Genomic DNA, 22488 nt, shown 5'->3' with positions numbered 1-22488 from the left:
GGCTCAGGCGAGCCAGGACCGCAGATGGGGAAGCAAGGCGTCGATCTGCTGCACATGGGGATAGTGCCCCCCGGCGGACAGCACGACGCGGTGGGCATGGGGGTAGCGCTGGCGCACCCGTTCGCGCACGGCGGGCGTGATGATGGCGTCGTCCTCGCAGTCGCAGAGCACGGTTTTCGTGGGCGTCGGCGCTGCGGGCAGGGGCGTCGACAGCGCCACCTTCAACAGCCGCTGGCGGAAGTCTTCCGCCGGCAGGCCGTGCTGGAGCATGTGCAGCTGCAGCTGGCGCAATTCGCTGTCGGGGCGGGCCAGGGTGCCGTCGCGCCAGCGCGCCACCACGTCGTCGCCACTGGCCGCGGTCAGCCAGTCGGGCGCGAACAGTGGGGACGCGGTCACGTCGGCCCCGTCGACGAAGGTGTTGCCCAGCCACAGCGCGCGCAGCGCGCCGGGGTGGCGTTGGGCGAAGGCCTGGGCCCACCACGCGCCATACGAGGAGCCCCACAGCGCCACGGGCCCGAGCGCCAGTTGGTCGATCAGGGCCAGGAGGCCATCGGCCAGCGCGTCGGGTTCCAGGCCGCTGGGGTAGTGCACAGTCAGCACCCGGGCCTCGACGTCCAGGGCTTGCGCGATGCGCCAGGCCACGTCGCCGTTGCCCAGGGCACCGGGCAAGAGCACCAGGGGCGGCGCGTCGCGCCGGTTGTCGCGAAAGCCCCAGCGGTGCCCTTGCGGGTCGGTGAAGGCGTGCAGGGGCCAGGCCTGGGTGAACGCCTTCAGGCCGGCCGGTGCGGCGAAATCCAGGCTCACGCGTACAGCCCCGCTTCGCGCAAGGTGGACTTGGCCTGCTCGGAGAAGTCCGCCTCGGGGGCGTCGCCGCTGACGACGACCAGCAGGAAATGCGATTGCTCGGGCTCGTGGTGGGTGATGTTCTCGAAGCGGCGGTTGACGCCGGGTGGGAACGACATGACGTCCCAGGGGCCGACGTCGAAATACTCTTCACGGCCATCCAGCTCCCAGGAGCAGCGCCAGGTGCCGGTGAGGGGCATGAAGGTTTCGTTGGTGTCGTGGTTGTGCATCATCGGGCCGTGGCCGGGCCGGGCTTCGCAGAAGCCCAGGTTGAAGCCCTCGCTGATGGGGATGGCCGCGTTCGCCGCCGCCTCGGCGCCCAGCGGCGAGACCACCTCCTGGCCGCCCTTGCCCTTGGGCGGCTGGAAGCCGACGGCGTTGTACAGCTTGCGGATGGCGCTGGGGTACTGGCTGTCGGGCAGGCCGCCGTCGAAGCCTTTCAAGTCCTTGAAGTAGGCCACGCGTTTGCGCATCTCTTCGCGCGTGACTCGGATCTGGGGAAGTGCCATGGGGTCTCTCTCGGTTGGGGGTGGGACACGCGGCGAAGTATGAAAGCGTGACTGCGCATGCTGCAATCGCGCAAACCGATGGCGCCGATCAGCCCCCGCGATGAAGGCCATGGGTTTTCCCCTAGGCCCCTGAGCGCACCCGGTCAGGCGAATGCAGGCACCATCCCTGGCCATGAAGCTGCCGACCCTCGATCTCCCTCTGCTGCTCGCGTTCGACGCCCTGATGCGGGAGCGCCATGTCACCCGCGCGGCCGAACGGCTGGAGGTGGGCCAGTCGTCCATGAGCGCGTCGCTGGCCAAATTGCGCGACCTGTTCCAGGACGAGTTGCTGATGCGCGCGGGCACCGGCCTGGTGCCCACCGAACGCGCCATGGCCCTGCTGCCCCGGGTGCAGGAAGCGCTGGCCGCGATGGAGCGCGTGCTGGAGCCCGCCACGCCGTTCGACCCCGCCACGGCGCAGCACACCTTCCGACTGATCGTCATCGACTACATCGACCTGCTGGTGATGCCTTCGGTCATGCGCCGGCTGCGCGAGGAGGCGCCCGGCGTGAAGATCCACGTGCTGCAGACCAACCCGAAACACTTCGGCGAAATGATGGCGGCGGGCGAGCTGGACCTGGCCATCACCTACTTCCCCGACGCGCCCGACTACCTCAAGGGCCGCAACCTGTTCGCCGACCGCTTCGTCACCATCTGCGCGCGCGAGCACCCCGCGATCACCGCATCGCTGGATGTGGCGGCCTTCTGCGCGCTGCCCCATGTGACCATCGAGCCCGACCTCGCGCAGATCTACAACGTGCAGATCGACACCGCCTTGCGCCCCCATGGCGTGAGCCGCAACGTGCACATGATCAAGCCCAGCTTCCTGGCCCTGCCTTTCGTGCTGGAGACCTCCGACATGGTGGCCTGCGTGCCGGTGCGCCTGGCCCGGCGCATGACGCAGATGGCGCGCATCGACATGTTCGACATCCCGCTGGAGCTGCCGCTGTTCGATGTGCGCATGCTGTGGCACCCGCGCACGCAGCACGCGCCCGCAAACGAGTGGCTGCGCCGGGTGGTGGTGGAGTGCGCGCAGGCGGTCGCGCGCTGAAGGCGCGAACGGTTAGCCGAACCGGGCCGGCGAAAACGGCCGCACGTCCACGCGCGGCGTGGCGCCGGTCATCATCGCCGCCAGCAGTTCCCCCGTCACCGGCCCCAGCGTGAAGCCCTGGTGCCCATGGCCGAAGGCGCACCACAGGCCGGGCACCGAGGGCACGGGGCCGAAGACGGGTTTCATGTCGGGCATGCAGGGACGCGTGCCCATCCAGGGTTCAGGGTCCACGCGCTCGCCGAGCGGGAAGCTCTGGCGCGCGATCGCTTCGGCGGCATCGATCTGCGTGGGTGTGCGCGGCGCATCGGCGTTCGCGAGTTCGGCGCCGGTGGTCAGGCGCAGGCCGTCCTTCATGGGCGCGACCACGTAGCCGTATTCGGCATCGATGACGGTGCTGTTCAGGGTCTGGCCCGGCAGGCGCGCGTAGTGCATGTGGTAGCCGCGCTTGGGAATCATGGGCGCGGTGTAGCCGAAGCGCGAGGTCAGTTGCAGGGTCCACGGGCCCAGCGCCACCACCACCTGCGGCGCCGAGAGCGTGCGCCCGTCGGCCGTGTCCACCTGCCAGCCGCCCGAGCCGCTCTGGCGCAGGCCCAGGGCGTCGCCCAGGTGCACCGCGCCACCGCGTTGTTCGAACAGGCGCGCATAGGCCTGCACCAGGTCGCCCGGGCTGCGGATGGCCACGGGGTCGGTCCAGCGCACCGCGCCGGCGAACTCGCCCACCAGCGCGGGCTCTTCGCGCGCCACGTCCGCGCCCGTGAGCTTGAGGTGGTGCACACCGGCCTGGGCGCGCTCGTCGGCCACCTCGAAGAATTCGTGCAGTTCGCGCTCGCTGCGGTAGAGCATGAGGTAGCCCTGCCCCGCCACGAGATCCTCGGCGCCCGCGTCGCGCATCAGCGGCGCGTGTGTGTCCAGCGAGAGCGCGATCAGGGTCTCGTACTCGCGCGAGATCCGCTGGTAGGGGCCGGGTGCCGAGTGGCGGTAGTAGGACCACAGCGGGCCCAGCATGCGCGCGGCATCGCTGGCGTGGTAACGCACGTCGACGCGCTGGTTGGTGGCCCCCGACAAGAGGAAGCCGAGGTCGCGCGGCAAGGCATAGGGTGCGATGGCTTCGCGCTGGATGATGCCGGCGTTGCCGTAGGACGTTTCGAGCCCTGGCGCGCGGCGATCGAGCAAGGCGACGGACTGGCCCCGGGCCTGCAGGTGCAGCGCGCAGCCCACGCCAACCATGCCCGCGCCGAGAACGATGATGTCGTGTGTCATGGTGCAGGTCATTCTAGTTGCTGCTCTTTTTATGGCGCGGTGATGACAGCCCTGGCACATCGCAGGGCCATGTGTTGTATCTCGGGGCAAACCCTCTTGCGGGCGGCCGATGTCACAGAGTTTTCGCCGCGCTTCGATGAAATACGAAGGACTTCCTGCATGGTGCAGGGAGCAAGGGGACCTCCACGGGTCCCCCGTGCAATTTCATCGGAGCATCCACATGAAGAAGAGCCTCGTCGCTCTGGCCGTTCTGGCCACCACGGGCGCCGCCCTGGCGCAGTCCAACGTCACGCTGTACGGCCGCATCGACACCTCGGTCGGTTCCAACAAGGTCAACGGCGTGAGCAGCACGCAGATGTTCAGCGGCAACCTGACCTCCACCCGCTGGGGCGTGCGCGGCAGCGAAGACCTGGGCGGCGGCCTCAAGGCCATCTTCGGTCTGGAGCAAGGCTTTGACAGCAGCGCCGGCACGCAAGCCGCCGGCAGCGCGTTCGACCGCATGTCCATCGTCGGCCTGAGCGGCGGCTTCGGCACGCTCAAGCTCGGCCGTCACGACACCTCGTTCGACGACATCCGCGACCTGAGCATCAGCAGCAACCTCTGGGACTCGGAATTCAGCCCGACCAAGATCGCCTACACCGCCGGTGTGGCCGACTACTCGAGCCGCGCCAGCAACCAGCTGCGCTACGAATCGCCCTCCTTCGGCGGCTTCAGCCTCGGCGCCAGCTACGGTCTGGACGAAGACTCGACCGTGAAGGCCGACACCACCGCGTTCAACCTGCGCTACCGCGCCGGCAACCTGGACGTGGGTGTGGGCTACCAGGAGCAGAAGGCCAACAACCGCGAGTACACCACCGTCGGTGGCGCGTACAACTTCGGCGTGGCCCGCCTCTCGGCCGGCTACAACCGCGCTGAAATCAAGAACGGCGCCAAGGCCAATGGCTACGCCATCGGCGTGAACGTGCCCGTGGGCAACCTGGACTTCTCGGTGGGCTACGCCTACAGCAAGGCCGAGAACACCGCGGGTGCCACGACCGCCAAGGGTTCCGCGCTGTCCGCTGGCGTGACCTACGCGCTGTCCAAGCGCACCCGCGTGTACGGCGCTTACCTCGACGGCGACGTGGAGAACGGCGCTGGTGTCACCACGACCGACCGCCGCATGTACTCGGTCGGCGTGCGCCACGACTTCTGATTTCCCGCTTTCGCGTTACTTCCTGCCTTTTCCAAGGTTTCATGCCCTCCGGTCGATTTCGGCCGGAGGGCTTTTTGCCTTGCGGTGCGTCGTGTCGGCTTACGCGGCCTGGCCGGGGTTGCCGTCCATGCCGACGATGCGCGGGGTGTTGATCTTCACGCCCTTGATGACCTTCTTGTCGCGCAGGTAGCCCGAGACCACGTCCCAGATCGGCTCGCCCTTGGCGCCTTCCTGCACCGAGGCCCAGCCCGCGACCTTGTAGGTCTTGTCGGCTTCGATCGGCTTGCCCTTGAGCATCATGTTGTTGATGCGCTGGCCCATCGCGGCCTTGGGCGAGACCGTGTACTGCATGCCGCCCACGCGCACCATGTCGCCGCCCTGCTGGTAGTAGGGATCGGGGTTGAAGATGTTGTCGGCCACGTCTTCGAGGATGGTCTTGATCTGCTCGCCGGTGAACTCGTTGAGCGTGGTGGCCGGGTAGGTCATGGCCATCTGGTCCATCATGCGCTCGTAGGTGATGGTGTCGCCCGGCAACAGCGAGGTGCCCCAGCGCACGCCCGGCGAGAAGGCCATGTCGGCGCCCTTGTTCTGCATCAGCGCGTCGCAGATGACCTGGTCCCACGAGCCGTTGAAGTTGCCGCGGCGGTACAGCAGCTCTTCGGTGACGGCGAGTTTCTCGTCGAGCTTGTCCTTGTAGGGCGCGCGCACCTTGTCGATGTAGGCCTGCATCTCGGCGTCGGCCGGCAGCAGGTTGGAGAACACCGGCATCAGCTTGTAGCGGAAGTCCTGCACCTTGCCGCCGCGCACGTCGAAGTCGAGCACGCCGACGAACTTGCTGTTGGAGCCGGCGTTGGTCACCAGGGTCTGGCCGCCACCGTTCTTCACGATGGTGGGCGCGGGCATGCCGTCGTGCGTGTGGCCGCCGAGGATGGCGTCGATGCCGCGCACGCGCGAGGCCATCTTGATGTCCACGTCCATGCCGTTGTGCGAGAGCACCACGACGACCTGCGCGCCTTTGCCGCGCGCCTCGTCCACCATCTTCTGCATGTGCTCGTCCTGGATGCCGAAGGTCCAGTCGGGCACCATGTAGCGCGGGTTGGCGATGGGGGTGTAGGGGAAGGCCTGGCCGATCACGGCCACCTGCACGCCGTTCATCTCGCGCAGCGCGTAGGGCTTGAACACCAGGTCTTCGAAGTCGGTGGTCTTGACGTTCTGCGCGAGGAATTCCATGTTCCCCTTGAAGTCCTTCTCCACGATCTCCTGCACGCGCTTGGCGCCGAAGGTGAACTCCCAGTGGGGCGTCATCATGTTCACGCCCAGCAGCTTGCAGGCGTCGACCATGTCCTGGCCGTTGGTCCACAGCGAGGTGGCCGAGCCCTGCCAGGTGTCGCCGCCGTCGAGCAGCAGCGCGTGCGGCCGGCTGGCGCGTAACTGCTTGATCAGCGTGGCCATGTGCGCGAAGCCGCCCACCTTGCCGTAGGTCTTCGCGGCCTGGCTGAAGTTGAGGTACGAGAACGCGTGCGCGCTCGCGGTGCCCGGTTTGATGTTGAAGTGCTTGAGCAGCTTCTCGCCGACGATGTGCGGCGCGCGGCCCACGGCCTCGGCCACGCCGAGGTTGACATTGGGCTCGCGGAAGTAGATCGGCTGCAGCTGGGCATGGCAGTCGGTGAAGTGCAGGAAGCTCACGTTGCCGAAGGTCGGCACGTCGTACAGCTTTTCACCCGCGCCGGGCGCGGCGGCCAGCACGTCGCGGTGGTTCAGGGCCATGCCGGTGGCACTGGCCACGGCGAGCACCTGCATGAATTCACGGCGACTGAAACTCATCTCTGTCCTTGATTGATAACTGATGACTGATATTTGAGCGAAATTTTTTTGAAGGGCCCCGGCTGCGGTGCGCAGCCGGGGCCGATCGCTCTACTTGTTGACGGGCGAGGCCGGGTCCAGCAGCAGGGCCATCACGTCCTTGAGCTGCTTCTCGTTGAGGATGGCCATGTGGCCCACGCGCGGCATCTGCGAGCAGGCGTTGTAGGCGCGCGAGTTCCAGAGCTTGCCCCAGGTGTACTCCACGATGGCCTTGCCACCGGCGCTGTTCGGGTCGGTGACGCCGCGCAGCTTGCCGTAGTTGTACAGGCTCGGGCCCAGGGTGCCGAAGGAGATTTCTTCCTTGCTGATCTGGTGGCAGTTGTAGCAGTTGCCGCCGTTGGCGTCGCCGGCCTTGTCGGTCCAGGTCATGCCCCGGCCGCTCTGGGCGATCTTCTCGCCCTCTTTCCAGTCGCCGAGGAACTTGCCGTCGCTGGGCCACTTCACGGTCTTCATGTTGGCCGCTTCGATGGCCTTGGCGACGGCCGGGTCGATGGTCTTGCCCGCCACGTCGGCGGCCGCGCATTCGCGGTTGGCGTCGTCCTGCACCAGGCGGTCCACCTTGGCGATGCCGCGGTCCTGGAAGGAGTTCTTGATGATGTCGGCCGCGGCCTTGTCGTACTCGGCGGCCGAAGGCGACACGGTGCACGCGGAGAGCGCGAGGGCCGCCACGGGCAGCAGGGCGAATGCAATGGCTTTGTTCATGGTCGGTGTCTCCGGTTCAGCGCTTGATGGCGGGCACGATGGACTCGGCGGTCTTGGCGTTCACGCCCATGTAGACACCGAGTGCAATGGTGGCGTCGCTGCCGAACTTGGGTTCGGGGAAGCGCTGCTGGCGGAAACAGTCGTTCAGGCGCAGTTGCATGCCCCACATCTGCGAGTTGGACACGCGGTAGGCCGGCCAGGCGGCGAAGCCGATGCCGTCGCCCGGGTTCTTGGTGAGGTTGGGCAGGTCCTGCAGGCGGATGCGCTTGTCGCTCTCACCGTGGCAGGAGGCGCACGAGAAGTCGTGCGTGCCGCCGCGCGTGAAGAACATGCGCTTGCCGGCTTCGTACATCAGCTTTTCCTGCGCGTGCGATTGCGGCAGGTTGAAGCGCATGCCCTTGGAGGCGGTCGCCACGTAGGTGGCCAGGGCCGTCAGGTTGGCCATCTCGCCGCGGCCGAACGGCGTCTTGGCGATCTCGGCACCGTTGAAGCCCTGCAGCGTTTCCATGCAGGTGATCAGGCGGGTCTCCAGGTCCTGCACGCGGCCGGTGTCCTTGAAGAAGCGCGGCATTTCGACGAAGGCACCCTTGATGACACCGGGGCCCTTGCCCAGGTCGCACTGCTCCAGCGATGCGTTCTTCGGGCCCCGTTTCTGTTTCCAGAGTTCTTCCCCCTTCATCTCGAACAGTTCGGCGGGGTTGCCGTCCTGCAGCATTTCCCGGTATTTCGCGATGCCTTCGGCGGTCGCATCCTGGGCGTGTGCGGCGCAGGCGGCCAGCAAGCCGCCGAGCAGCAAAGCGGTCTGGGCTACGGTGTGTTTCATGGGGTCTCCTCGTTGTTATGGCGTCGGGGGGAAAACGGGCCTCTGTCCAGAGTCACCGCGGAACCGGCTCCGCCGGGCCGCTGGTGACGCCCCCTGGAGAGGGTCGCGCGAAGCGCGGCGGGGGTGTTAGGCGATCACAGCTTCGTCGGTGCGCGTGTCGCCCTTGGTGTCGACCCACTTCACCGTGACCTTGTCGCCCTTGGCGGCGCCCTTGAACTTGAAGGACAGGAAGGGGTTCTGCGCCACCGAGCCGGTGAACAGCGAGCTCAGCACGACCTTGCCGTTGTGCGTGGCTTCCACTTCCTTGATGAAATGGGCGGGGATGAGGGCACCCGCCGCGTCGCGCCGCGTGCCGGGCTCCATGACGTGGGACATGAGGATGCGAACGGTGGTTTCGTCACCGGCGAGAGCGGCGCGGATGCGCATCGGATCGGCCATGATGGACTCCTGGGGTATCTGTGAATGGGTTGCGAGGGGAAACGTGGGCGTCGGGGGGGCGATCAGCCGCCGCAACCACCCAGCGTGACCTTGGTTTCCTTGGTGGCCGAGTAGAGCTTGCCATCGGCCTTGACCACGGCGATCACGTTGCTGCTCTGGCCCATCTTCAGGCGGGTCTGCACGTCGGCGGCGGTGCCGGCGGGGATGATGAAACCGGCCGACAGCGGCATCGGGTTCTTCTCGACGATCAGGTAGATCTCGGTGGTGTTGGGCAGCTTGCTGGTGGCGCCCACGGGCACCACGGCGCCGTTCTCGGCGATGTCCGGTGCGACCACGGTGACCTGGTCGCTGTTGGCGGGCGTGCCGCCCACGGCCTTGAGCGCCTCGGCCAGGGTCTTCACTTCGAAGCCGGCGCGGTCCACGGCGGCCTGGGCCTGGCTTTGGGTGATGAGACCCAGCGACACGAGCGTGGCGAAGGCCCCGGTGGTCTTGAGGGCGACTCGGCGTGAGTTGTTCATGGGGAGCTCCTGGTGAGAATGAAAAAACGCGGTGAGTTTACTGGGGGGCCCCAGCAAGGATCCAGCCGGCAAGCAGTTTGAGCTCGTCGTCCTTCAGATTCGGTTGTGGGGGCATCGGCACCGGGCCGTAGGCCCCCGAACCACCCGACTTGATGCGCGCCGCCACGGCGTCGAGCGCACCCGCCTGTCCCTTGTGCTTGGCGGCCACGTCCTTGAAGGCCGGGCCCACCAGCTTCTTGTCCACCGCGTGGCAGGCCATGCAGGCGCTCTTGGTCGCCAGCGCCTTGGCGGCAGCGGCGTCCTGGGCGTGGGCACCCGCGCTCCAAAGCGCGCCGGATGCTGCCAGGCACAGCAGGATCGATTTCATGGACATAGCGTACGGTCTCCTTGTCGTGGGGGGAATGGGGTTTACGAGTAAATGCAAATATTTAGAAGCATACCTTCGCTCCCGAAGGCCAGCCCCTGCGACGGCCAATGGCCCTCACTTCGCGCCGTTGACGATCCACTGCGCGATCGAGCGCGCGTCGGCTTCGCTGAGCTGGGGCTGCGGCGGCATCGGCACCGCGCCATACACGCCCGAACTGCCGCCCTGGATCTTGCCCATCAGGTAGGCCTCGAGGTCGGCCTTGCCCTTGTGCTTGGCCAGGATCTCGGTGAAGCCCGGGCCCACGATCTTGTTGCTCATGCCGTGGCAGGCGGTGCAGCTGTTGGCGCCGAGCAGGGCCTTGGGGTCTTTCACCGCCGGGGCGGCCGCGACCACCACGGCGGCGGGCGCGGGCCCGCTGCCCACCGGCCCCTTGGGCGGCGGCTTGGTGGTGTCGGCGCCGCGCACCGGGCCGATCACGCGGTTCTGCTCCTGGATGTTGCCGTGCGCGTCGCGCGCGAAGTCGGGCAGCGAGGAGCGGATGGTCGACTCCACCGGGCAGTCCTTCATGCAGGCCACGTTCTTCACGTCGCCCTTGCCTTCGAGCTTCCACAGCGGTTCATGGAACACCATGCCGTTGCGGTTGGGCATGCGCTTCTGCACCTCGGCGATGTTCTGGTCGTTCAGCGTGAAATCGGCCGGCACCACCTCGGCCAGGCTCAGCAGGTAGGCCGTGACGGCGTAGACCTCGTCGGTCTTGAGCGTCTTGGGCGCGTTCCAGGGCATGGCGCGGTTGATGTAGTCCCACAGCGTGGAGAGCGTGGCCACCTTCATCATGGTGGTCTTCTGCGGGAAGATGCTGCCGGGTTCGAGGTTCTTCACGCGGCCGCGCTCGATGTCGGCCTTGGTGGTGCCGCCCACGATGGGGGTGAACACCTCGTTCGATTCGCCGAAGCTGCCGTGGCAGGACGCGCACTGCGCCTCCCACACCTGCTCGCCCAGCGCCACCGAGCCCGCGCCCTTGGGCAGGCCCTTGAAGTCGGGGCGCACATCGATGTCCCAGGCCTTCACCTCGGCCTTGGTCGCATCGCGGCCCAGCTCGTGCCAGGGCTTGCCCTGTGCCACGGCAGGGCCGGAGAACGCGACGACGAGCGCAGCGAGGAAAGTTCCAGAAATACCGCGGAACCGGCTTTGCCGGGCCGCAGGTGTTGCCCCCTTGAGGGGGTCGCGCGAAGCGCGGCGGGGGGTCGTCATATCAATACACCTGGACGTTGGAGACTTCGCCGTTTTCGGCGACCCGCCATGACTGGATGGCGTTCTGGTGGTAGATCGAGCGCGTGCCGCGCACGGCGCGCAGTTGGTTGATCTTGGGCTGCACGTAACCCGTGCTGTCGATCGCGCGGCTCTGCAGCACGGCGGGCTTGCCGTCCCACACCCAGTCGATGTTGAAACGCGTCAGCGCCTTGGGCAGCAGCGGGCCTTCCAGCCGCGCGGTGCGCCAGTTGCGCCCGCCGTCGGTGCTCACGTCCACGCGCTTGACGGCACCGCGGCCCGACCAGGCCAGGCCGGTGATGTTGTAGTAACCCTTGTCCAGCAGCGTCTGGCTGCCCGAGGGCGTCGTGATCACGCTCTTGCACTCCTGGATGCCGGTGTACTGGCGGTGCGTGCCGTCGGGCATGTGGTCGATGTAGTGCACCGCCTCGTCCTTGGTGGCCCACTTCTGGTCCCCCACCTCCAGGCGGCGCAGGTACTTCACCCAGCTCACGCCCTGGATGCCCGGCACCACCAGGCGCAGCGGGTAGCCGTTCTCGGGGCGCAGCATCTCGCCGTTCATGGCCCAGGCCACGAGGCAGTCGTCCATCGCGCGGTCGATGTCGATCGTGCGCGTCATCGACGAGCCGTCGGCGCCTTCGGCCAGCACGTACTTGCCGTTCTTCTTGTCGTAGCCGCACATCTCCAGCAGCGTGGAGAGCAGCACACCGGTGAATTCGGAACAGCTCACCATGCCGTGCGTGTACTGCACCGAGGGCAGCGCCACGTTGCCCCACTCCGGCGCGGAGTTCGCGCCGCACTCGATGAAGTGGATGCGCGAGACGCTGGGCAGGCGCATCAGGTCGTCCATGGTGAAGACGCGCTCGCGCTTGACCAGGCCGTTGACCATCAGGCGGTGCTTGGAGGGATCGATGTCCCACCAGCCCTGGTGGTGGCGCTCGAAGTGCAGGCCGCTGGGCGTGATGATGCCGAACAGGCCCTGCAGCGGCGTGAAGCTCACCGAGGCCTGGGGCACGCGCGTGAGGCCCGGGCTCTGGCGGCGCTGCAGGTTGCCTTCCCACTTGCTGGGCAGGCCGTAGCCCAGCGTGGCCACGGGCTGGCCCAGGCCGGTGCTGTGCGCGGGCAGCTTGAGGATGGCGTCTTCGCCTTCGGCGGCCAGGGCGCGCGTGGAGGCGGCGGCGCTGGTCACGGCGCCCGCGCCCATGGCGAGGGCCTTGCCCATGAAGCTGCGGCGCGCCTTGCGCGCCTGCTCCAGCTTCTCGGTGCTCAGGTGGTTTTCCGGGGCGGGCAGAACGCGCCCGATGACGTCACTCAGGTCTGTTGACACGGTGGGATTCCTTGTGGGGTGGGCGATGGCCTGTCGCCTGGGATGAGGGACTATATGAGTGATTGCTGATATTCGGATTAGTATAAACCCGTACCGCTGAGGGTTAACACCGTGAGCACGGCCCTGCCCCGCTGCTAGCATGAACCATCGAAATATGCGTACTTACGGATAGTTAGGCGCCGCAAGGCCTGTCTGCTACATTTTTGGATGCACTTACGTTTCGACACCCCACAGGAGACCACGATGGTGAAAACGATGAAATGGCTGGCGGCGGGCGTGCTCTGCGCCGCCGCCATGGGGGCTCAGGCCCAGGTCAATCAGATCAAGGTGTGGGCCGCGGCCTGCGCCAACTGCCACGGCACCGATGGCCGCGCGCAGCCCGGTGCCATCTCGCTGGCCGGCCAGGGCAAGGACGATCTGCTGCAGAAACTGCTGGACTTCAAGGCCGGCAAGCGGCCCGCGACCATCATGCACCAGCTCGCCAAGGGCTACACCGACGAGCAGCTGGCCGACATCGCCGGTTATTTCGCCGCCCAGAAGAAATAAGGAGCCCCACCATGAAACGCCGTCAATTCGTTCAAACGCTGGGGGCCGGTTCGGCCGTCGCCAGCCTGGGTCTCCTGAATGGCTGCGCCACCACCGGCAGCGGCGCCAAGGTTGTCGTGGTCGGTGGCGGCTACGGTGGCGCCACCGCCGCCAAGTACGTGCGCCTGTTCTCCGACCACTCCATCGACGTGACCCTGGTCGAGCCCAACGCGGCCTTCGTTTCCTGCCCGATCTCCAACCTGGTGCTTGGTGGCCACAAGACCATGGCCGACATCACCACGCCGTACGACAACCTGAGCAAGCGCCACGGCGTGAAGGTGGTGCGCGACATGGTGGCCAGCATCGACCCGGCCAAGCGCACGGTCAAGCTGGCCAGCGGCGGCGAACTGCCCTACGACCGCCTGATCCTCTCGCCCGGCATCGACTTCATGTGGGACACCCTGCCCGGCATGGCCAAACCCGGCGCCACCGACAAGGTGCTGCACGCCTGGAAGGCCGGCCCGCAGACGCTGGCGCTGCGCCAGCAGCTCGAGGCGATGCCCGATGGCGGCGTGTACGCCCTGTCCATCCCGCTGGCGCCCTACCGCTGCCCGCCCGGCCCGTATGAGCGCGCCTGCATGGTGGCGAGCTACTTCAAGAAGGCCAAGCCCAAGAGCAAGGTCGTGATCTTCGATGCCAACGACGACATCACCTCGAAGAAGGGCCTGTTCATGAAGGCCTGGGACGAGCACTACAAGGGCCTGATCGAGTACCGCCCCAAGCACAAGCTGGTGGACGTGGACGCCGCCACCAACACGCTGAAGTTCGAGTTCAACGACGACTTCAAGGCCGGCGTGGCCAACGTGCTGCCCACGCAGCGCGCGGGCGAGATCGCGGTGAAGACCGGCCTGGCCACGGCCAACGCGCGCTGGTGCGAGGTGGACTTCCTGACCTTCGAATCGAAGGCCGCGAAGAACATCCACGTGCTGGGCGACGCGATCCAGATCGCGCCGGGCATGCCCAAGTCGGGCCACATGGCCAACCAGCACGGCAAGACCTGCGCGGCCGCCGTGGTCTCGCTGCTGCAGGGCAAGGAAGCGCCCTCGCTGCCGATCTACGCCAACACCTGCTACAGCTTCGTCACCGCCACCGACGTGGTGCACGTGGCCAGCGTGCACAAGTACGACGCGGCGCAGAAGACCATGCTGACGGTGCCCGGCTCGGGCGGCCTGTCCAGCGCGGCGAGCGAACTCGAAGGCCAGTACGCCATGGCCTGGGCGCGCAACATCTGGGCCGATTCGCTGGCCTGATCGACCCCGCCTTCCGGCCCAACGCCCCGGTGCCCCCGGGGCGTTGCCGTTTGCGGGCCCTGCACGGCGTCTCGCGAACGTATACTCCCACCCGTGCCGCAAGGCGCATCCGCTAGGGGTGTTGCCCCGGGTTTTCCGCCCGGGCGCGACTGAGAGAGTCCCTTTGAACCTGATTGAGGTAATCCTCGCGCAGGGAAGCAGGCCGGATACCCAAGCCCCGTCGCGCCGCGCCGGGAGGCACCCGGCCCAGCCCACCTGCTTCAACACTGCTTGGAGCGTTTCCATGTCGATGAACCCGTCCCCGGCCAACCAGGCCCTGACCCCCGTGCCGCAAGGCAACCGGGTCTTCCACTTCCACGAGCACGCCGCCCTCTGGTTCAGCCTGGGCACCGGCCTGCTGGTGATGCAGATCGGCGCCTACCTCGTGCCCGCCGTGGGCACGCGCGACGCGGTCATCGCCATCGTGCTGGGCTCACTGATCGGCGCCGGCCTGCTGGCCTGGACGGCGCGCCTGGGCTGCCAGACCGGCCTGTCCAGCGCCGGCCTGATGCACGCCACCTACGGCAGCGCCTTCGCGCGCCTGCCGGTGCTGCTCAACATCGCGCAACTGGTCGGCTGGACCACCTTCGAGCTGGTCATCATGCAGGAGGGCACGGTCGCCATCTTGAAGCAGGCCTTGGGCGCCGAACCCGGCGGCCTGCTCGACGGCACCGGCGGCAAGCTGCTGGCCACCCTGCTGTGGGGCGGCGTGCTCACCGCGCTCATGGCCGGCTCCATGCTCACGCTGGTGCGCCGCTTCGTGAGCCGCTTCGGCCTGCCGCTGGTGATCGCCTCGCTGGCCTGGCTCACCTGGCAGTTCGGCACGCGCCTGCAGGCGCAGGGCTTCGACGGCTTCTGGAACCGGCCCGGCGCCGGTGGCATGGGCCTGTTCTCCGCCATGGACCTGGTGATCGCGATGCCGGTGTCCTGGCTGCCCCTGGTGGCCGACTACGCGCGCCACGGCAAACGCACGGCCACCACGCTGGGCGGCACCTGGCTGGGTTATGCGCTGGCCAACATCTGGTGCTACGCGCTGGGTGTGCTGGTGGTCAGCACGGTGGAGCCGGGCACCAACCTCGTGGGCGCGCTGCTGCTCGCGCAGGGCGGCCTGATCGCCCTGGGCCTGATCCTGCTCGACGAAATGGACAACGCCTACGGCGACGCGCACTCGGGCGCGGTCTCGGTGCACAGCCTGCGCCCGCGCTGGAGCATTCGCGCCGCCGGCCTGGGCTTCGCCGTGGTCTGCACCGGCCTGGCGCTGCTGCTGCCCATGCACACGCTGGAGCCCTTCCTGCTGCTGCTCAGCTCGGTGTTCGTGCCGCTCTACGGTGTGATCCTGGGCCGCCTGGGCACCGGCGTGGCCACGGGCCCGGCGCGCACGGTGGACTGGAGCGCCGCCGCGCTGTGGGTGCTGGGCATCGCCTGCTACCACCTGCTCGCGAAGTTCGCGCCGCAACTCGGGTCGGCCCTGCCCACGCTGGCGCTGACCTTCGTGCTCGCCGCGCTCTCGCGGCCGCGCAATGCCGGCGGGCTCAGCCCGGCAAGGGCCTGAACCTCATGCCGCCGCGCCGCTTCCCCTCAGCTCCGGGGCCGCTTGTGCAGCGCGAGCGGCGCGTGGCCGTGGTTGAGCGGCCCGTGGCCGGCACCGGTGTACACATTGGCGCCCATGGCGATGGCCTGCAGGATGTAGCTGCGCGCCTTCGCCACCGCCTGGTCCAGCGGGTTGCCGAGCGCGAGGTAGGCCGCGATGGCCGACGACAGCGTGCAACCGGTGCCGTGCGTGTTGCGGCTCGCGATGCGCGGCGAGGCCAGGCGCTGCGCGGGCCCGTCGCCGCTCACCAGCAGGTCGGCGACCTCGTCGCCCGGCAGGTGGCCGCCCTTGAGCAGCACCGCCTTGGCCCCCAGCGCGAGCAGATCGCGCGCGGCGGTTTCGAGTTCATCCGCATGGGCAATCGGCCGGCCCAGCAACAGCGCGGCCTCGTCCAGGTTGGGCGTGACCACCGTGGCCAGCGGGAACAGCTCGTCCACCAGCACCTGCACCGTGTCGGGCGCGATCAGGCGGTCGCCGCTGGTGGCCACCATCACCGGGTCGAGCACCACCTGCTTCACCTCGTAGTGCCGCAGCGCCCAGGCCACGGTGCGCACGATGTCGGGCGCGTGCAGCATGCCGATCTTCACCGCGTCCACCCCGATGTCGTCGAGCACCGCGCTCAGTTGCGCCTTGAGCATCTCGGGCGGCACGCCATGGATGCCGCTCACGCCCAGCGTGTTCTGCGCGGTCAGCGCGGTGATGGCCGTCATGCCGTAGCAGCCCAGGGCCGCGAAGGTCTTGAGATCGGCCTGGATGCCGGCGCCCCCGCCGCTGTCGGAGCCGGCGATGGAGAGGACGCGGGTGTAACGTTGCGCTTCGTTGCTCATGGCGCGCATTGTGGCAGCGCCGAAAGCCCCTCATGAATCTTTCCCCCGACAAACCCGACGCGGTGGTGCTCGGCGCCGGCCTCATGGGCCGGCTGCTGGCCTGCGCGCTCGCGCAGCGCGGGCACCGCGTCGAGGTGATCGACGCCGGCGGGCCGGAGGCCGCGCACGCCGCCGCGCGCGTCGCCGCCGCCATGCTCGCGCCGCTGGCCGAGTCGGCCGTCACCGAGCTCAATGTGGTGCGCATGGGCCAGCACGCGCTCGCGCGCTGGCCGCAGCTGCTGGCCATGCTCGAACAGCCCGTGTTCTTCCAGCAGAGCGGCACGCTGGTGCTCTGGCACCGGCAGGACGCGGCCGAAGCCGAGCGCTTCGCCGGCCAGCTCGCGCGCACCAGCGCCGCCCTGCCCTCGCTGCCGCAGGCGCGGCGCCTGGACGGCACGGCCCTCACCGCGCTGGAGCCGGCCCTGGCCCAGCGCTTCGCGCAAGGCCTGTACCTGCCCGACGAAGGCCAGCTCGACAACCGCGAACTGCTCACCGCGCTCGCGCACCAGATGCAGGTGCTGGGCGTCACGGTGCGCTGGCACACGGCGCGCGCGCCCGATGAGGTGGACCCGGGACCCGATGCCTGGCTGTTCGACTGCCGGGGCCTGGGCGCCCAGCCGCAATGGCCCGCCTTGCGCGGCGTGCGCGGCGAGGTCGCGCGCATCCATGCACCGGGCGTGAGCCTGTCGCGCCCCACGCGCCTGGTGCACCCGCGCTACCCGCTGTACATCGCGCCCAAGCAGGACGGCCTGTTCGTGATCGGCGCGACCGAGATCGAGTCCGACGACCTCTCGCCCGCCAGCGTGCGCTCCACGCTGGAGCTGCTGAGCGCGGCCTACACCGTGCACCCGGGCTTCGGCGAAGCGCGCATCGTCGAACTGGGCGTGCAGTTGCGCCCCACCCTGCCCGACAACCTGCCCGCGCTGCGCCTCACCGGACCGCGCAGAATGGCGATCAATGGCCTGTACCGCCATGGCTTCATGATCGCGCCGGCCGTGCTGGACGCCGCGCTCGAAGTGGTGGACCAGGGCCACTCGCCGCTGGCCGACGCCCTTGGGCTGGCGGTCATCCGCTGAACGAACGGAACCTCGCATGAATGTGATCATCAACCAGGAAACCCGCGAACTGCCCGAAGGCGCCACGCTGGCCGACGCGCTGCTCGTCTGGGAGCCGCCCGCCGTGTTCGCCGCCGCCGTCAACCTGCAGTTCGTGCCGCGCACGGGCTACGCACAGCACCGGCTCAACGACGGCGACCGCATCGAAATCATCGCCCCCATCACCGGGGGCTGAGGACACACCGCCATGGACATGAACACCCCACCGCTCACCCAGGAAGACCCGCTGGTGCTCTACGGCGAAACCTTCGCCGGCCGCCTGCTGCTGGGCACTTCGCGCTACCCCTCGCCCGCCACGCTCGAAGCCGCCGTGAAGCGCGCCCGGCCCGCCATGCTCACTGCCTCGCTGCGGCGCCAGGGCGCCGCGCAGCCCGAGGCCGGTGCGGCGTTCTGGAAGCTGCTGCAGGAACTGGCCGTGCCGGTGCTGCCCAACACCGCCGGCTGCCACACCACGCAGGAGGTGATCACCACCGCGCAGATGGCGCGCGAGGTCTTCAACACGCCCTGGATCAAGCTCGAACTCATCGGCGACGACTACAGCCTGCAGCCCGACACGCTCAACCTGGTGGACTGCGCGCGCCAGCTGATCAACGACGGCTTCAAGGTGCTGCCCTACTGCACCGAAGACCTGGTGCTGTGCCAGCGCCTGGTGGACGTGGGCTGCCAGGCCGTGATGCCCTGGGCCGCGCCCATCGGCACCGGCCAGGGCCCCGTCAACCCCTACGCCATGCGCCTGCTGCGCGAGCGCCTGAGCGTGCCGCTGATCGTGGACGCCGGCCTGGGCCTGCCCTCGCACGCCTGCACCGTGATGGAGTGGGGCTTCGACGCCGTGCTGCTCAACACCGCCGTGGCGCTCGCGCAGTCGCCGGTGGACATGGCCGGCGCCTTCGCCGACGCCGTGCGCGCCGGCCGCGCCGCCCACCGCTCGGGCGCCATGCAGCCGCAGGCCAGCGCGCAGCCGAGCACGCCCGTGATGGGCACCCCTTTCTGGCACCACGGTTCATGAGCGCAGCGCAGGGCCGCTCCCAAACAAGCTCGCACCGCAGTGCGACGCACGGAGGTTTCACATGAGCACCACGATCACCTCCACCGAAGCGATGGTCCAGGCCATCGTGGACGCCCACCGCGCCACGCTGGCCCTGCCCCTGGCCCCGCATGCCGTGCCGCCCGCGCCCGCCTCCGACGACCCGGTGTTCGTCGCCGCGCTGCAGGCCGCGCACGAACTCGGCTTCATCGACATCGACGCCGTCTGCGTGGCGCGCGCCTGGTCCACCCGTACGCGGCGCACCGGCCGCTTCGACGCCGCCCATTGGCCCGACGAACCGGCCGATTTCGACATGGCGCCCTTCCCGCGCGAGCACGCCTTCGCGGCCTGCCCGCCCGAGCTCGGCCTCTATGCCGTGATGCCCGATGCGGACTGGACGGTGCGCATGGCGCGCGCGGGCGTGCCCACGGTGCAGCTGCGCTTCAAGTCCGGCGACGCGCAGGCCATCCGCGCCGAGATCCGCGCCGCCGTGGCCGGCGTGCAGGGCACGGGCGCGCTGCTGTTCATCAACGACCACTGGCAGGAGGCCATCGAGGCCGGCGCTTATGGCGTGCATCTGGGCCAGGAAGACCTGCAGGCCATGGCCCCCGAAGACCTGGCCGCCATCCGCCGCGCCGGCCTGCGCCTGGGTCTGAGCACGCACGGCTACGCCGAGATGCTGATCGCCGACCGCCACAACCCCAGCTACATCGCCATGGGCGCGGTGTTTCCCACCACGCTCAAGCAGATGGCCACCGTGCCCCAGGGCACGGGCCGCCTGCGCGCCTACGCGCCCCTGCTGCGCGGCGTCACGCACATGGCGATCGGCGGTATCGACCTGCACAACCTGCCCGAGGTGCTGAACGCCAACGTGCGCTCGGTGGGCGTGGTGCGCGCCCTCATGGCCGCGCCCGATCTGGACGCGGCGGTGGCCGAATGGACGGCCGCGCTGGCGCGCGACACAGACGCCTGAACTAGACCGGCCGAAGCGGCACGTGCGGGACGGTGGCCCGCAGCACCCGGATGCGGTCCTGCGCGGAGACCACGCCGCCGTGCAGGACCACCGCCATCACCCCCGCCTTGCGCACCAGTTCCCCATCGGCCGTGTGGCCCAGCACCGCGGCCAGCAGGCCGGGCTGGAAACGCTCGATCTGCACGCAGGGGTTGCGCAGGCCCGTGACGCGCACCCGCGCCTCGGCCCCCAGCTGCAGTTCGGTGCCGGTGGACAGCTCCAGCAGATCGATGCCTTCGGTGGTGATGTTCTCGCCCAGGTCGCCGGGATGCACCGTGTGCCCCTGGTGGGCCAGGGCGACAAACAGCTCGGCCTGCAGCAGGTGCACCTGGCGCAGGTTGGGCTGGCTGGGATCGCGCGCCACGCGCGAGAGGTGCTGAACCGTCGCCCCGCAGTGCGCATCGCCCTGCACGCCCAGGCCCTCGAGCAGGGTGATCGCATGCACCCGCTCCTTGGAGAAGTGGTGCAGGTGGCTCCGGTGGACGGCGATCACTCGGGCGTCGTTCATGGTGCGTCCGTTTTAGCACACGGGCCGTTTTCCAGTGAGCCCAGGACCACCTCCACGTCGGTGTCCTGGCGCACAGACCCGCCCCATAGCGAGGGGCACATTGGAACGCATGAACCTGCCATCCCACAAGGAGCGACCATGAACCTCTTTCACACCCCTCTCCCTGTTTCACACCGTCATGCCCTGCTGGCGGCGGTGGCGGTGCTGGGCCTCGCCGGCTGCGGCTCCCGCCCACCCGTGAGTTCCCAGGCCTACCCCTCACCGGTGTACCAGGCGCCCGCCCCGGGCCAGCCGGTGGCGCGCGACTACCGGCGCCGCGATTCGGAAACCCTGTACGAGGTGCCGGTGAGCGCCTCGCGCGCCATCTACGGCGGTGGGCAGCGCTGCTGGATCGAGCGCGAGGAAGTCGAGCGCCGGCGCAGCGTGCCGGGCGCGATCGTCGGCGGCGTCATCGGCGGCATCCTGGGCCACCAGATCGGCGGCGGTTCCGGGCGCGACATCGCCACCGTGGGTGGCGCGGTGGCGGGCGCGGCGGTGGGCTCCAACGTGGGCCGCAACAACCCGCAGACGCAGGACGTGCAGCGCTGCACCAACGTGAACAGCGAGGGCGCGCCCGAGTACTGGGACGTGAGCTACACCTTCCGCGGCGTGCAGCACCAGGTGCAGATGACCTCGCCGCCGGGGCGCACCATCCTGGTCAACGAGAACGGCGAACCGCGCCTCTGAGTGCGGGTCGCGTCAGGCGCTGTCCGCCACATGGCGGGCGGCGCGCCGGACTTCCGTCAGCCGGGTCCGCAGGGCCAACGCGGGCCGTTCGCCTTCGAGCCATTCGTTGGGGGTCACGAACCAGAGCGCGAGTTCCGGGCCCTGCAGCACACCCCCCAGCTCCGCGCACACCATGGGCACCTCCGGGTGCAGGATGGCGCGTTCCAGATCGACCTGGAACAGAGGCAGCACGATGCCCCAGGGACTGTCCATGGCAACGGCCATGCCCGAGACGATCCAGCGCGCCACCAGCGACACCGGCTGGGAGATCTGCAGCCGGGCGTCGCGCAGCGCCTGCTGCCGGATCAGGTCGGCCAACTCGTCGCCGCTGACCAGTCCCCCCGTGTCGGCGAACGCCGCGGCAATCGACATCCATCGGTGGGGCTCGCTCGCGGCGGGTGGCGGCGCCGTCTGAAAGCGCTTCATCGGTGCGGCGGTGGGCAGGTAGAGGTCGGCCATGGAATTCCCCTGGTAGATGGTCCCGTGCGCGGTGGTGCGCGAGGACATCCGAGAATGCCGCAGGCCATGCGCTGGGGTCTGAAACAAGGCACGCACCGACATGCAGGGGGCACATACCGGCCGCACGCGGGCACCAAATGCGGTCAGGGCCTTGGAAGGCCCGGGCTCAGCCGCCCAGCGCCACGTAGCGGTCGGCGCGGGCGGCGTGCCGCACGGCCTGCAGCGTGGTCTGCATGGCCACGGCGGGCCGCTCGCCGTGCAGCCATTCGTTGGGGGTCACGAACCACAGCGCCAGCTCCGCGCCTTCCAGCACACCGCGCAATTCCGCCAGCACGACGGCCACCCCGGGTTGCAGCGAAGCGCGCGGCAGATCGAACTGGAACATGGGCAGCAGGTGGCCCCACGGGCTGTCGATGGACACCACCGCCCGCGACACGATCCAGCGCGCCACGAGCGACACCGGTTCGCTCACCCGCAGGCTCGTGTCCAGCACGCAGTGTTCCCGGATGCGCGTGGCCAGTTCGTCGCCGCTGATCAGGCCGCCGGTGTCGGCAAAGGCCGCGGCGGTCGTCATCCAGTGGCACGGTGGCATGCCCTCGGGCTGCGGCGCCGCGGGCAGTTGCACCACCGTGTCGTTGAACCAGGTCGAGGCAGGCGTTTCGGTGAACGGGTGGACATCGGACATGCGGCTCCTCCAGGCAGGGTGCGCACAAGGCGCTGGGGTGCCTTCAAGGTTGGCTCACCCCCTTTCCAGCGTCTGTGCGATGACACACAGTGGCTTTTGCGCCACGGCCGAGGCCGTCTTGTCGTCCAATAGGGGGATGACACCGACCCCGCACGCCCCCGGCGCCGACACCGAACAGCGCCTGACCGAACTCGAAATCAAGGCCAGCTACGCCGACGACCTGCTCGACACGCTCAACCAGCTGGTGGCGCGCCAGCAGGAGCAGATCGACCTGCTGCTGCGCGAGGTCGGCCGCCTGCGCCAGCAGGGGGACCCCCAGGCCGCGGCGGCCGTGCGCAACCTGCGCGACGAACTGCCGCCGCACTACTGAGGCGAAGGCCTGCGGGCC

26 protein-coding genes and 1 riboswitch are annotated in these 22488 nt (G+C 68.8%); of the genes, 11 read left to right on the top strand and 15 right to left on the bottom strand.

The genetic code is table 11. The features are described 5' to 3' along the window. Positions 1-3 precede the first annotated feature (3 nt). Together AC1Q9M_RS08260 and AC1Q9M_RS08255 are read right to left on the bottom strand one after the other, a co-directional pair. Entirely contained in the window at positions 4-804 is an 801-nt protein-coding gene (locus AC1Q9M_RS08260; RefSeq protein WP_444688257.1) for an alpha/beta fold hydrolase, read from the bottom strand. After that, positions 801-1352 carry a cupin domain-containing protein gene (locus AC1Q9M_RS08255; RefSeq protein WP_444688258.1) on the bottom strand — a complete coding sequence of 184 codons (552 nt, stop codon included), beginning with the start codon at positions 1350-1352 and terminating at the stop codon, positions 801-803. Before AC1Q9M_RS08255 ends, AC1Q9M_RS08260 begins: the two co-directional genes overlap by 4 nt. A 172-nt stretch (positions 1353-1524) precedes the next feature. Between AC1Q9M_RS08255 and AC1Q9M_RS08250 the strand changes: the two genes are divergently transcribed. After that, positions 1525-2442 (top strand): LysR family transcriptional regulator, encoded by a 918-nt coding sequence (locus AC1Q9M_RS08250; protein ID WP_492433257.1) that lies wholly within the window; start codon positions 1525-1527, stop codon positions 2440-2442. A gap of 12 nt (positions 2443-2454) precedes the next feature. Here AC1Q9M_RS08250 and AC1Q9M_RS08245 read toward each other — a convergent pair whose 3' ends face one another. Further along, the gene (locus AC1Q9M_RS08245; RefSeq protein ID WP_492433255.1) at positions 2455-3702 is read right to left on the bottom strand and encodes an NAD(P)/FAD-dependent oxidoreductase; all 1248 of its coding nucleotides are present in this window, start codon (positions 3700-3702) and stop codon (positions 2455-2457) included. 220 nt (positions 3703-3922) lie between these two features. On the opposite strand from AC1Q9M_RS08245, the gene AC1Q9M_RS08240 reads away from it, so the two are divergent. Next, positions 3923-4894, top strand: coding sequence for a porin (locus AC1Q9M_RS08240; protein ID WP_382160340.1), 972 nt, complete (start codon positions 3923-3925; stop codon positions 4892-4894). A 99-nt stretch (positions 4895-4993) separates the two neighbouring features. Here the strand turns inward: AC1Q9M_RS08240 and soxB are convergent, their stop codons facing one another. From soxB to soxC, 8 genes are all read right to left on the bottom strand, one after another. After that, positions 4994-6718 carry a thiosulfohydrolase SoxB gene (gene soxB, locus AC1Q9M_RS08235; protein ID WP_492433253.1) on the bottom strand — a complete coding sequence of 575 codons (1725 nt, stop codon included), beginning with the start codon at positions 6716-6718 and terminating at the stop codon, positions 4994-4996. Between the two features lie 90 nt (positions 6719-6808). Then, positions 6809-7459 carry a sulfur oxidation c-type cytochrome SoxX gene (gene soxX / locus AC1Q9M_RS08230; protein ID WP_291121222.1) on the bottom strand — a complete coding sequence of 217 codons (651 nt, stop codon included), beginning with the start codon at positions 7457-7459 and terminating at the stop codon, positions 6809-6811. Between the two features lie 16 nt (positions 7460-7475). Beyond that, positions 7476-8282, bottom strand: coding sequence for a sulfur oxidation c-type cytochrome SoxA (gene soxA / locus AC1Q9M_RS08225; protein ID WP_444688262.1), 807 nt, complete (start codon positions 8280-8282; stop codon positions 7476-7478). Positions 8283-8408: 126 nt separating this feature from the next. After that, a complete protein-coding gene (gene soxZ / locus AC1Q9M_RS08220) occupies positions 8409-8720 on the bottom strand; it encodes a thiosulfate oxidation carrier complex protein SoxZ (protein ID WP_382160349.1) in 312 nt (103 codons plus the stop codon). Between the two features lie 62 nt (positions 8721-8782). Next, a complete protein-coding gene (soxY, locus tag AC1Q9M_RS08215; protein ID WP_291121225.1) occupies positions 8783-9238 on the bottom strand; it encodes a thiosulfate oxidation carrier protein SoxY in 456 nt (151 codons plus the stop codon). Positions 9239-9275: 37 nt separating this feature from the next. Beyond that, positions 9276-9605: a c-type cytochrome gene (locus AC1Q9M_RS08210; RefSeq protein WP_291121227.1), complete on the bottom strand. Its 330-nt coding sequence runs from the start codon at positions 9603-9605 to the stop codon at positions 9276-9278. Between the two features lie 114 nt (positions 9606-9719). After that, positions 9720-10856 (bottom strand): c-type cytochrome, encoded by a 1137-nt coding sequence (locus AC1Q9M_RS08205; RefSeq protein ID WP_492433249.1) that lies wholly within the window; start codon positions 10854-10856, stop codon positions 9720-9722. Position 10857: 1 nt separating this feature from the next. Beyond that, entirely contained in the window at positions 10858-12201 is a 1344-nt protein-coding gene (gene soxC / locus AC1Q9M_RS08200; protein WP_382160355.1) for a sulfite dehydrogenase, read from the bottom strand. 243 nt (positions 12202-12444) lie between these two features. Between soxC and AC1Q9M_RS08195 the strand changes: the two genes are divergently transcribed. From AC1Q9M_RS08195 to AC1Q9M_RS08185, 3 genes are all read left to right on the top strand, one after another. Then, complete coding sequence (locus AC1Q9M_RS08195) at positions 12445-12747, top strand: c-type cytochrome (protein ID WP_382160358.1); 303 nt, start codon at positions 12445-12447, stop codon at positions 12745-12747. A gap of 11 nt (positions 12748-12758) precedes the next feature. Continuing rightward, complete coding sequence (locus AC1Q9M_RS08190; protein WP_444688264.1) at positions 12759-14036, top strand: FCSD flavin-binding domain-containing protein; 1278 nt, start codon at positions 12759-12761, stop codon at positions 14034-14036. Between the two features lie 104 nt (positions 14037-14140). Continuing rightward, a riboswitch (TPP riboswitch) is annotated at positions 14141-14249 on the top strand. 76 nt (positions 14250-14325) lie between these two features. After that, positions 14326-15627: a purine-cytosine permease family protein gene (locus AC1Q9M_RS08185; protein ID WP_444688570.1), complete on the top strand. Its 1302-nt coding sequence runs from the start codon at positions 14326-14328 to the stop codon at positions 15625-15627. Between the two features lie 26 nt (positions 15628-15653). Here AC1Q9M_RS08185 and thiD read toward each other — a convergent pair whose 3' ends face one another. Beyond that, on the bottom strand, positions 15654-16493 hold the full coding sequence (thiD, locus tag AC1Q9M_RS08180; protein WP_492433246.1) for a bifunctional hydroxymethylpyrimidine kinase/phosphomethylpyrimidine kinase: 840 nt from the start codon (positions 16491-16493) through the stop codon (positions 15654-15656). A gap of 32 nt (positions 16494-16525) precedes the next feature. On the opposite strand from thiD, the gene AC1Q9M_RS08175 reads away from it, so the two are divergent. The 4 genes from AC1Q9M_RS08175 (at position 16526) to AC1Q9M_RS08160 (ending at position 19644) form a co-directional block, all read left to right on the top strand. Beyond that, positions 16526-17608: an FAD-dependent oxidoreductase gene (locus tag AC1Q9M_RS08175; RefSeq protein ID WP_492433244.1), complete on the top strand. Its 1083-nt coding sequence runs from the start codon at positions 16526-16528 to the stop codon at positions 17606-17608. A 16-nt stretch (positions 17609-17624) separates the two neighbouring features. Continuing rightward, complete coding sequence (thiS, locus tag AC1Q9M_RS08170; protein WP_291121245.1) at positions 17625-17822, top strand: sulfur carrier protein ThiS; 198 nt, start codon at positions 17625-17627, stop codon at positions 17820-17822. 18 nt (positions 17823-17840) lie between these two features. After that, the gene (locus AC1Q9M_RS08165) at positions 17841-18653 is read left to right on the top strand and encodes a thiazole synthase (RefSeq protein ID WP_382325507.1); all 813 of its coding nucleotides are present in this window, start codon (positions 17841-17843) and stop codon (positions 18651-18653) included. A gap of 61 nt (positions 18654-18714) precedes the next feature. Next, a complete protein-coding gene (locus tag AC1Q9M_RS08160) occupies positions 18715-19644 on the top strand; it encodes a thiamine phosphate synthase (protein ID WP_492433242.1) in 930 nt (309 codons plus the stop codon). Between the two features lies 1 nt (position 19645). Here the strand turns inward: AC1Q9M_RS08160 and AC1Q9M_RS08155 are convergent, their stop codons facing one another. Then, the gene (locus AC1Q9M_RS08155; protein WP_492433240.1) at positions 19646-20191 is read right to left on the bottom strand and encodes an MOSC domain-containing protein; all 546 of its coding nucleotides are present in this window, start codon (positions 20189-20191) and stop codon (positions 19646-19648) included. Between the two features lie 138 nt (positions 20192-20329). Here AC1Q9M_RS08155 and AC1Q9M_RS08150 point away from each other — a divergent pair, with 138 nt between their 5' ends. Further along, positions 20330-20917: a glycine zipper 2TM domain-containing protein gene (locus AC1Q9M_RS08150; protein WP_382160406.1), complete on the top strand. Its 588-nt coding sequence runs from the start codon at positions 20330-20332 to the stop codon at positions 20915-20917. 12 nt (positions 20918-20929) lie between these two features. Here AC1Q9M_RS08150 and AC1Q9M_RS08145 read toward each other — a convergent pair whose 3' ends face one another. Further along, entirely contained in the window at positions 20930-21415 is a 486-nt protein-coding gene (locus tag AC1Q9M_RS08145; protein WP_492433238.1) for a hypothetical protein, read from the bottom strand. A gap of 166 nt (positions 21416-21581) precedes the next feature. Beyond that, positions 21582-22100: a hypothetical protein gene (locus tag AC1Q9M_RS08140; RefSeq protein ID WP_382327190.1), complete on the bottom strand. Its 519-nt coding sequence runs from the start codon at positions 22098-22100 to the stop codon at positions 21582-21584. 136 nt (positions 22101-22236) lie between these two features. Here AC1Q9M_RS08140 and AC1Q9M_RS08135 point away from each other — a divergent pair, with 136 nt between their 5' ends. After that, positions 22237-22470, top strand: coding sequence for a SlyX family protein (locus tag AC1Q9M_RS08135; RefSeq protein WP_492433235.1), 234 nt, complete (start codon positions 22237-22239; stop codon positions 22468-22470). The last annotated feature ends 18 nt before the right edge of the window (positions 22471-22488 follow it).

The organism is Hydrogenophaga sp. GW823-FHT04C09 (assembly GCF_058796355.1).
The sequence above is the reverse complement of the archived record's forward strand: the minus strand, read 5'-3'. Positions and strand labels throughout refer to the sequence as shown.

What these genes read in the sequence shown, in the direction of transcription:
- AC1Q9M_RS08150 (WP_382160406.1), top strand. Translation starts at nt 20,330, where the DNA reads ATGAACCTCTTTCACACCCCTCTCCCTGTTTCACACCGTCATGCCCTG.
- AC1Q9M_RS08245 (WP_492433255.1), bottom strand. Translation starts at nt 3,702, where the DNA reads ATGACACACGACATCATCGTTCTCGGCGCGGGCATGGTTGGCGTGGGC.
- thiD (WP_492433246.1), bottom strand. Translation starts at nt 16,493, where the DNA reads ATGAGCAACGAAGCGCAACGTTACACCCGCGTCCTCTCCATCGCCGGC.
- AC1Q9M_RS08135 (WP_492433235.1), top strand. Translation starts at nt 22,237, where the DNA reads ATGACACCGACCCCGCACGCCCCCGGCGCCGACACCGAACAGCGCCTG.
- soxZ (WP_382160349.1), bottom strand. Translation starts at nt 8,720, where the DNA reads ATGGCCGATCCGATGCGCATCCGCGCCGCTCTCGCCGGTGACGAAACC.
- AC1Q9M_RS08190 (WP_444688264.1), top strand. Translation starts at nt 12,759, where the DNA reads ATGAAACGCCGTCAATTCGTTCAAACGCTGGGGGCCGGTTCGGCCGTC.
- AC1Q9M_RS08145 (WP_492433238.1), bottom strand. Translation starts at nt 21,415, where the DNA reads ATGGCCGACCTCTACCTGCCCACCGCCGCACCGATGAAGCGCTTTCAG.
- AC1Q9M_RS08240 (WP_382160340.1), top strand. Translation starts at nt 3,923, where the DNA reads ATGAAGAAGAGCCTCGTCGCTCTGGCCGTTCTGGCCACCACGGGCGCC.
- AC1Q9M_RS08160 (WP_492433242.1), top strand. Translation starts at nt 18,715, where the DNA reads ATGAGCACCACGATCACCTCCACCGAAGCGATGGTCCAGGCCATCGTG.
- soxA (WP_444688262.1), bottom strand. Translation starts at nt 8,282, where the DNA reads ATGAAACACACCGTAGCCCAGACCGCTTTGCTGCTCGGCGGCTTGCTG.
- AC1Q9M_RS08210 (WP_291121227.1), bottom strand. Translation starts at nt 9,605, where the DNA reads ATGAAATCGATCCTGCTGTGCCTGGCAGCATCCGGCGCGCTTTGGAGC.
- AC1Q9M_RS08255 (WP_444688258.1), bottom strand. Translation starts at nt 1,352, where the DNA reads ATGGCACTTCCCCAGATCCGAGTCACGCGCGAAGAGATGCGCAAACGC.
- AC1Q9M_RS08155 (WP_492433240.1), bottom strand. Translation starts at nt 20,191, where the DNA reads ATGAACGACGCCCGAGTGATCGCCGTCCACCGGAGCCACCTGCACCAC.
- AC1Q9M_RS08175 (WP_492433244.1), top strand. Translation starts at nt 16,526, where the DNA reads ATGAATCTTTCCCCCGACAAACCCGACGCGGTGGTGCTCGGCGCCGGC.
- soxX (WP_291121222.1), bottom strand. Translation starts at nt 7,459, where the DNA reads ATGAACAAAGCCATTGCATTCGCCCTGCTGCCCGTGGCGGCCCTCGCG.
- AC1Q9M_RS08205 (WP_492433249.1), bottom strand. Translation starts at nt 10,856, where the DNA reads ATGACGACCCCCCGCCGCGCTTCGCGCGACCCCCTCAAGGGGGCAACA.
- AC1Q9M_RS08195 (WP_382160358.1), top strand. Translation starts at nt 12,445, where the DNA reads ATGGTGAAAACGATGAAATGGCTGGCGGCGGGCGTGCTCTGCGCCGCC.
- thiS (WP_291121245.1), top strand. Translation starts at nt 17,625, where the DNA reads ATGAATGTGATCATCAACCAGGAAACCCGCGAACTGCCCGAAGGCGCC.
- AC1Q9M_RS08140 (WP_382327190.1), bottom strand. Translation starts at nt 22,100, where the DNA reads ATGTCCGATGTCCACCCGTTCACCGAAACGCCTGCCTCGACCTGGTTC.
- soxY (WP_291121225.1), bottom strand. Translation starts at nt 9,238, where the DNA reads ATGAACAACTCACGCCGAGTCGCCCTCAAGACCACCGGGGCCTTCGCC.
- soxB (WP_492433253.1), bottom strand. Translation starts at nt 6,718, where the DNA reads ATGAGTTTCAGTCGCCGTGAATTCATGCAGGTGCTCGCCGTGGCCAGT.
- AC1Q9M_RS08165 (WP_382325507.1), top strand. Translation starts at nt 17,841, where the DNA reads ATGAACACCCCACCGCTCACCCAGGAAGACCCGCTGGTGCTCTACGGC.
- AC1Q9M_RS08250 (WP_492433257.1), top strand. Translation starts at nt 1,525, where the DNA reads ATGAAGCTGCCGACCCTCGATCTCCCTCTGCTGCTCGCGTTCGACGCC.
- AC1Q9M_RS08185 (WP_444688570.1), top strand. Translation starts at nt 14,326, where the DNA reads ATGAACCCGTCCCCGGCCAACCAGGCCCTGACCCCCGTGCCGCAAGGC.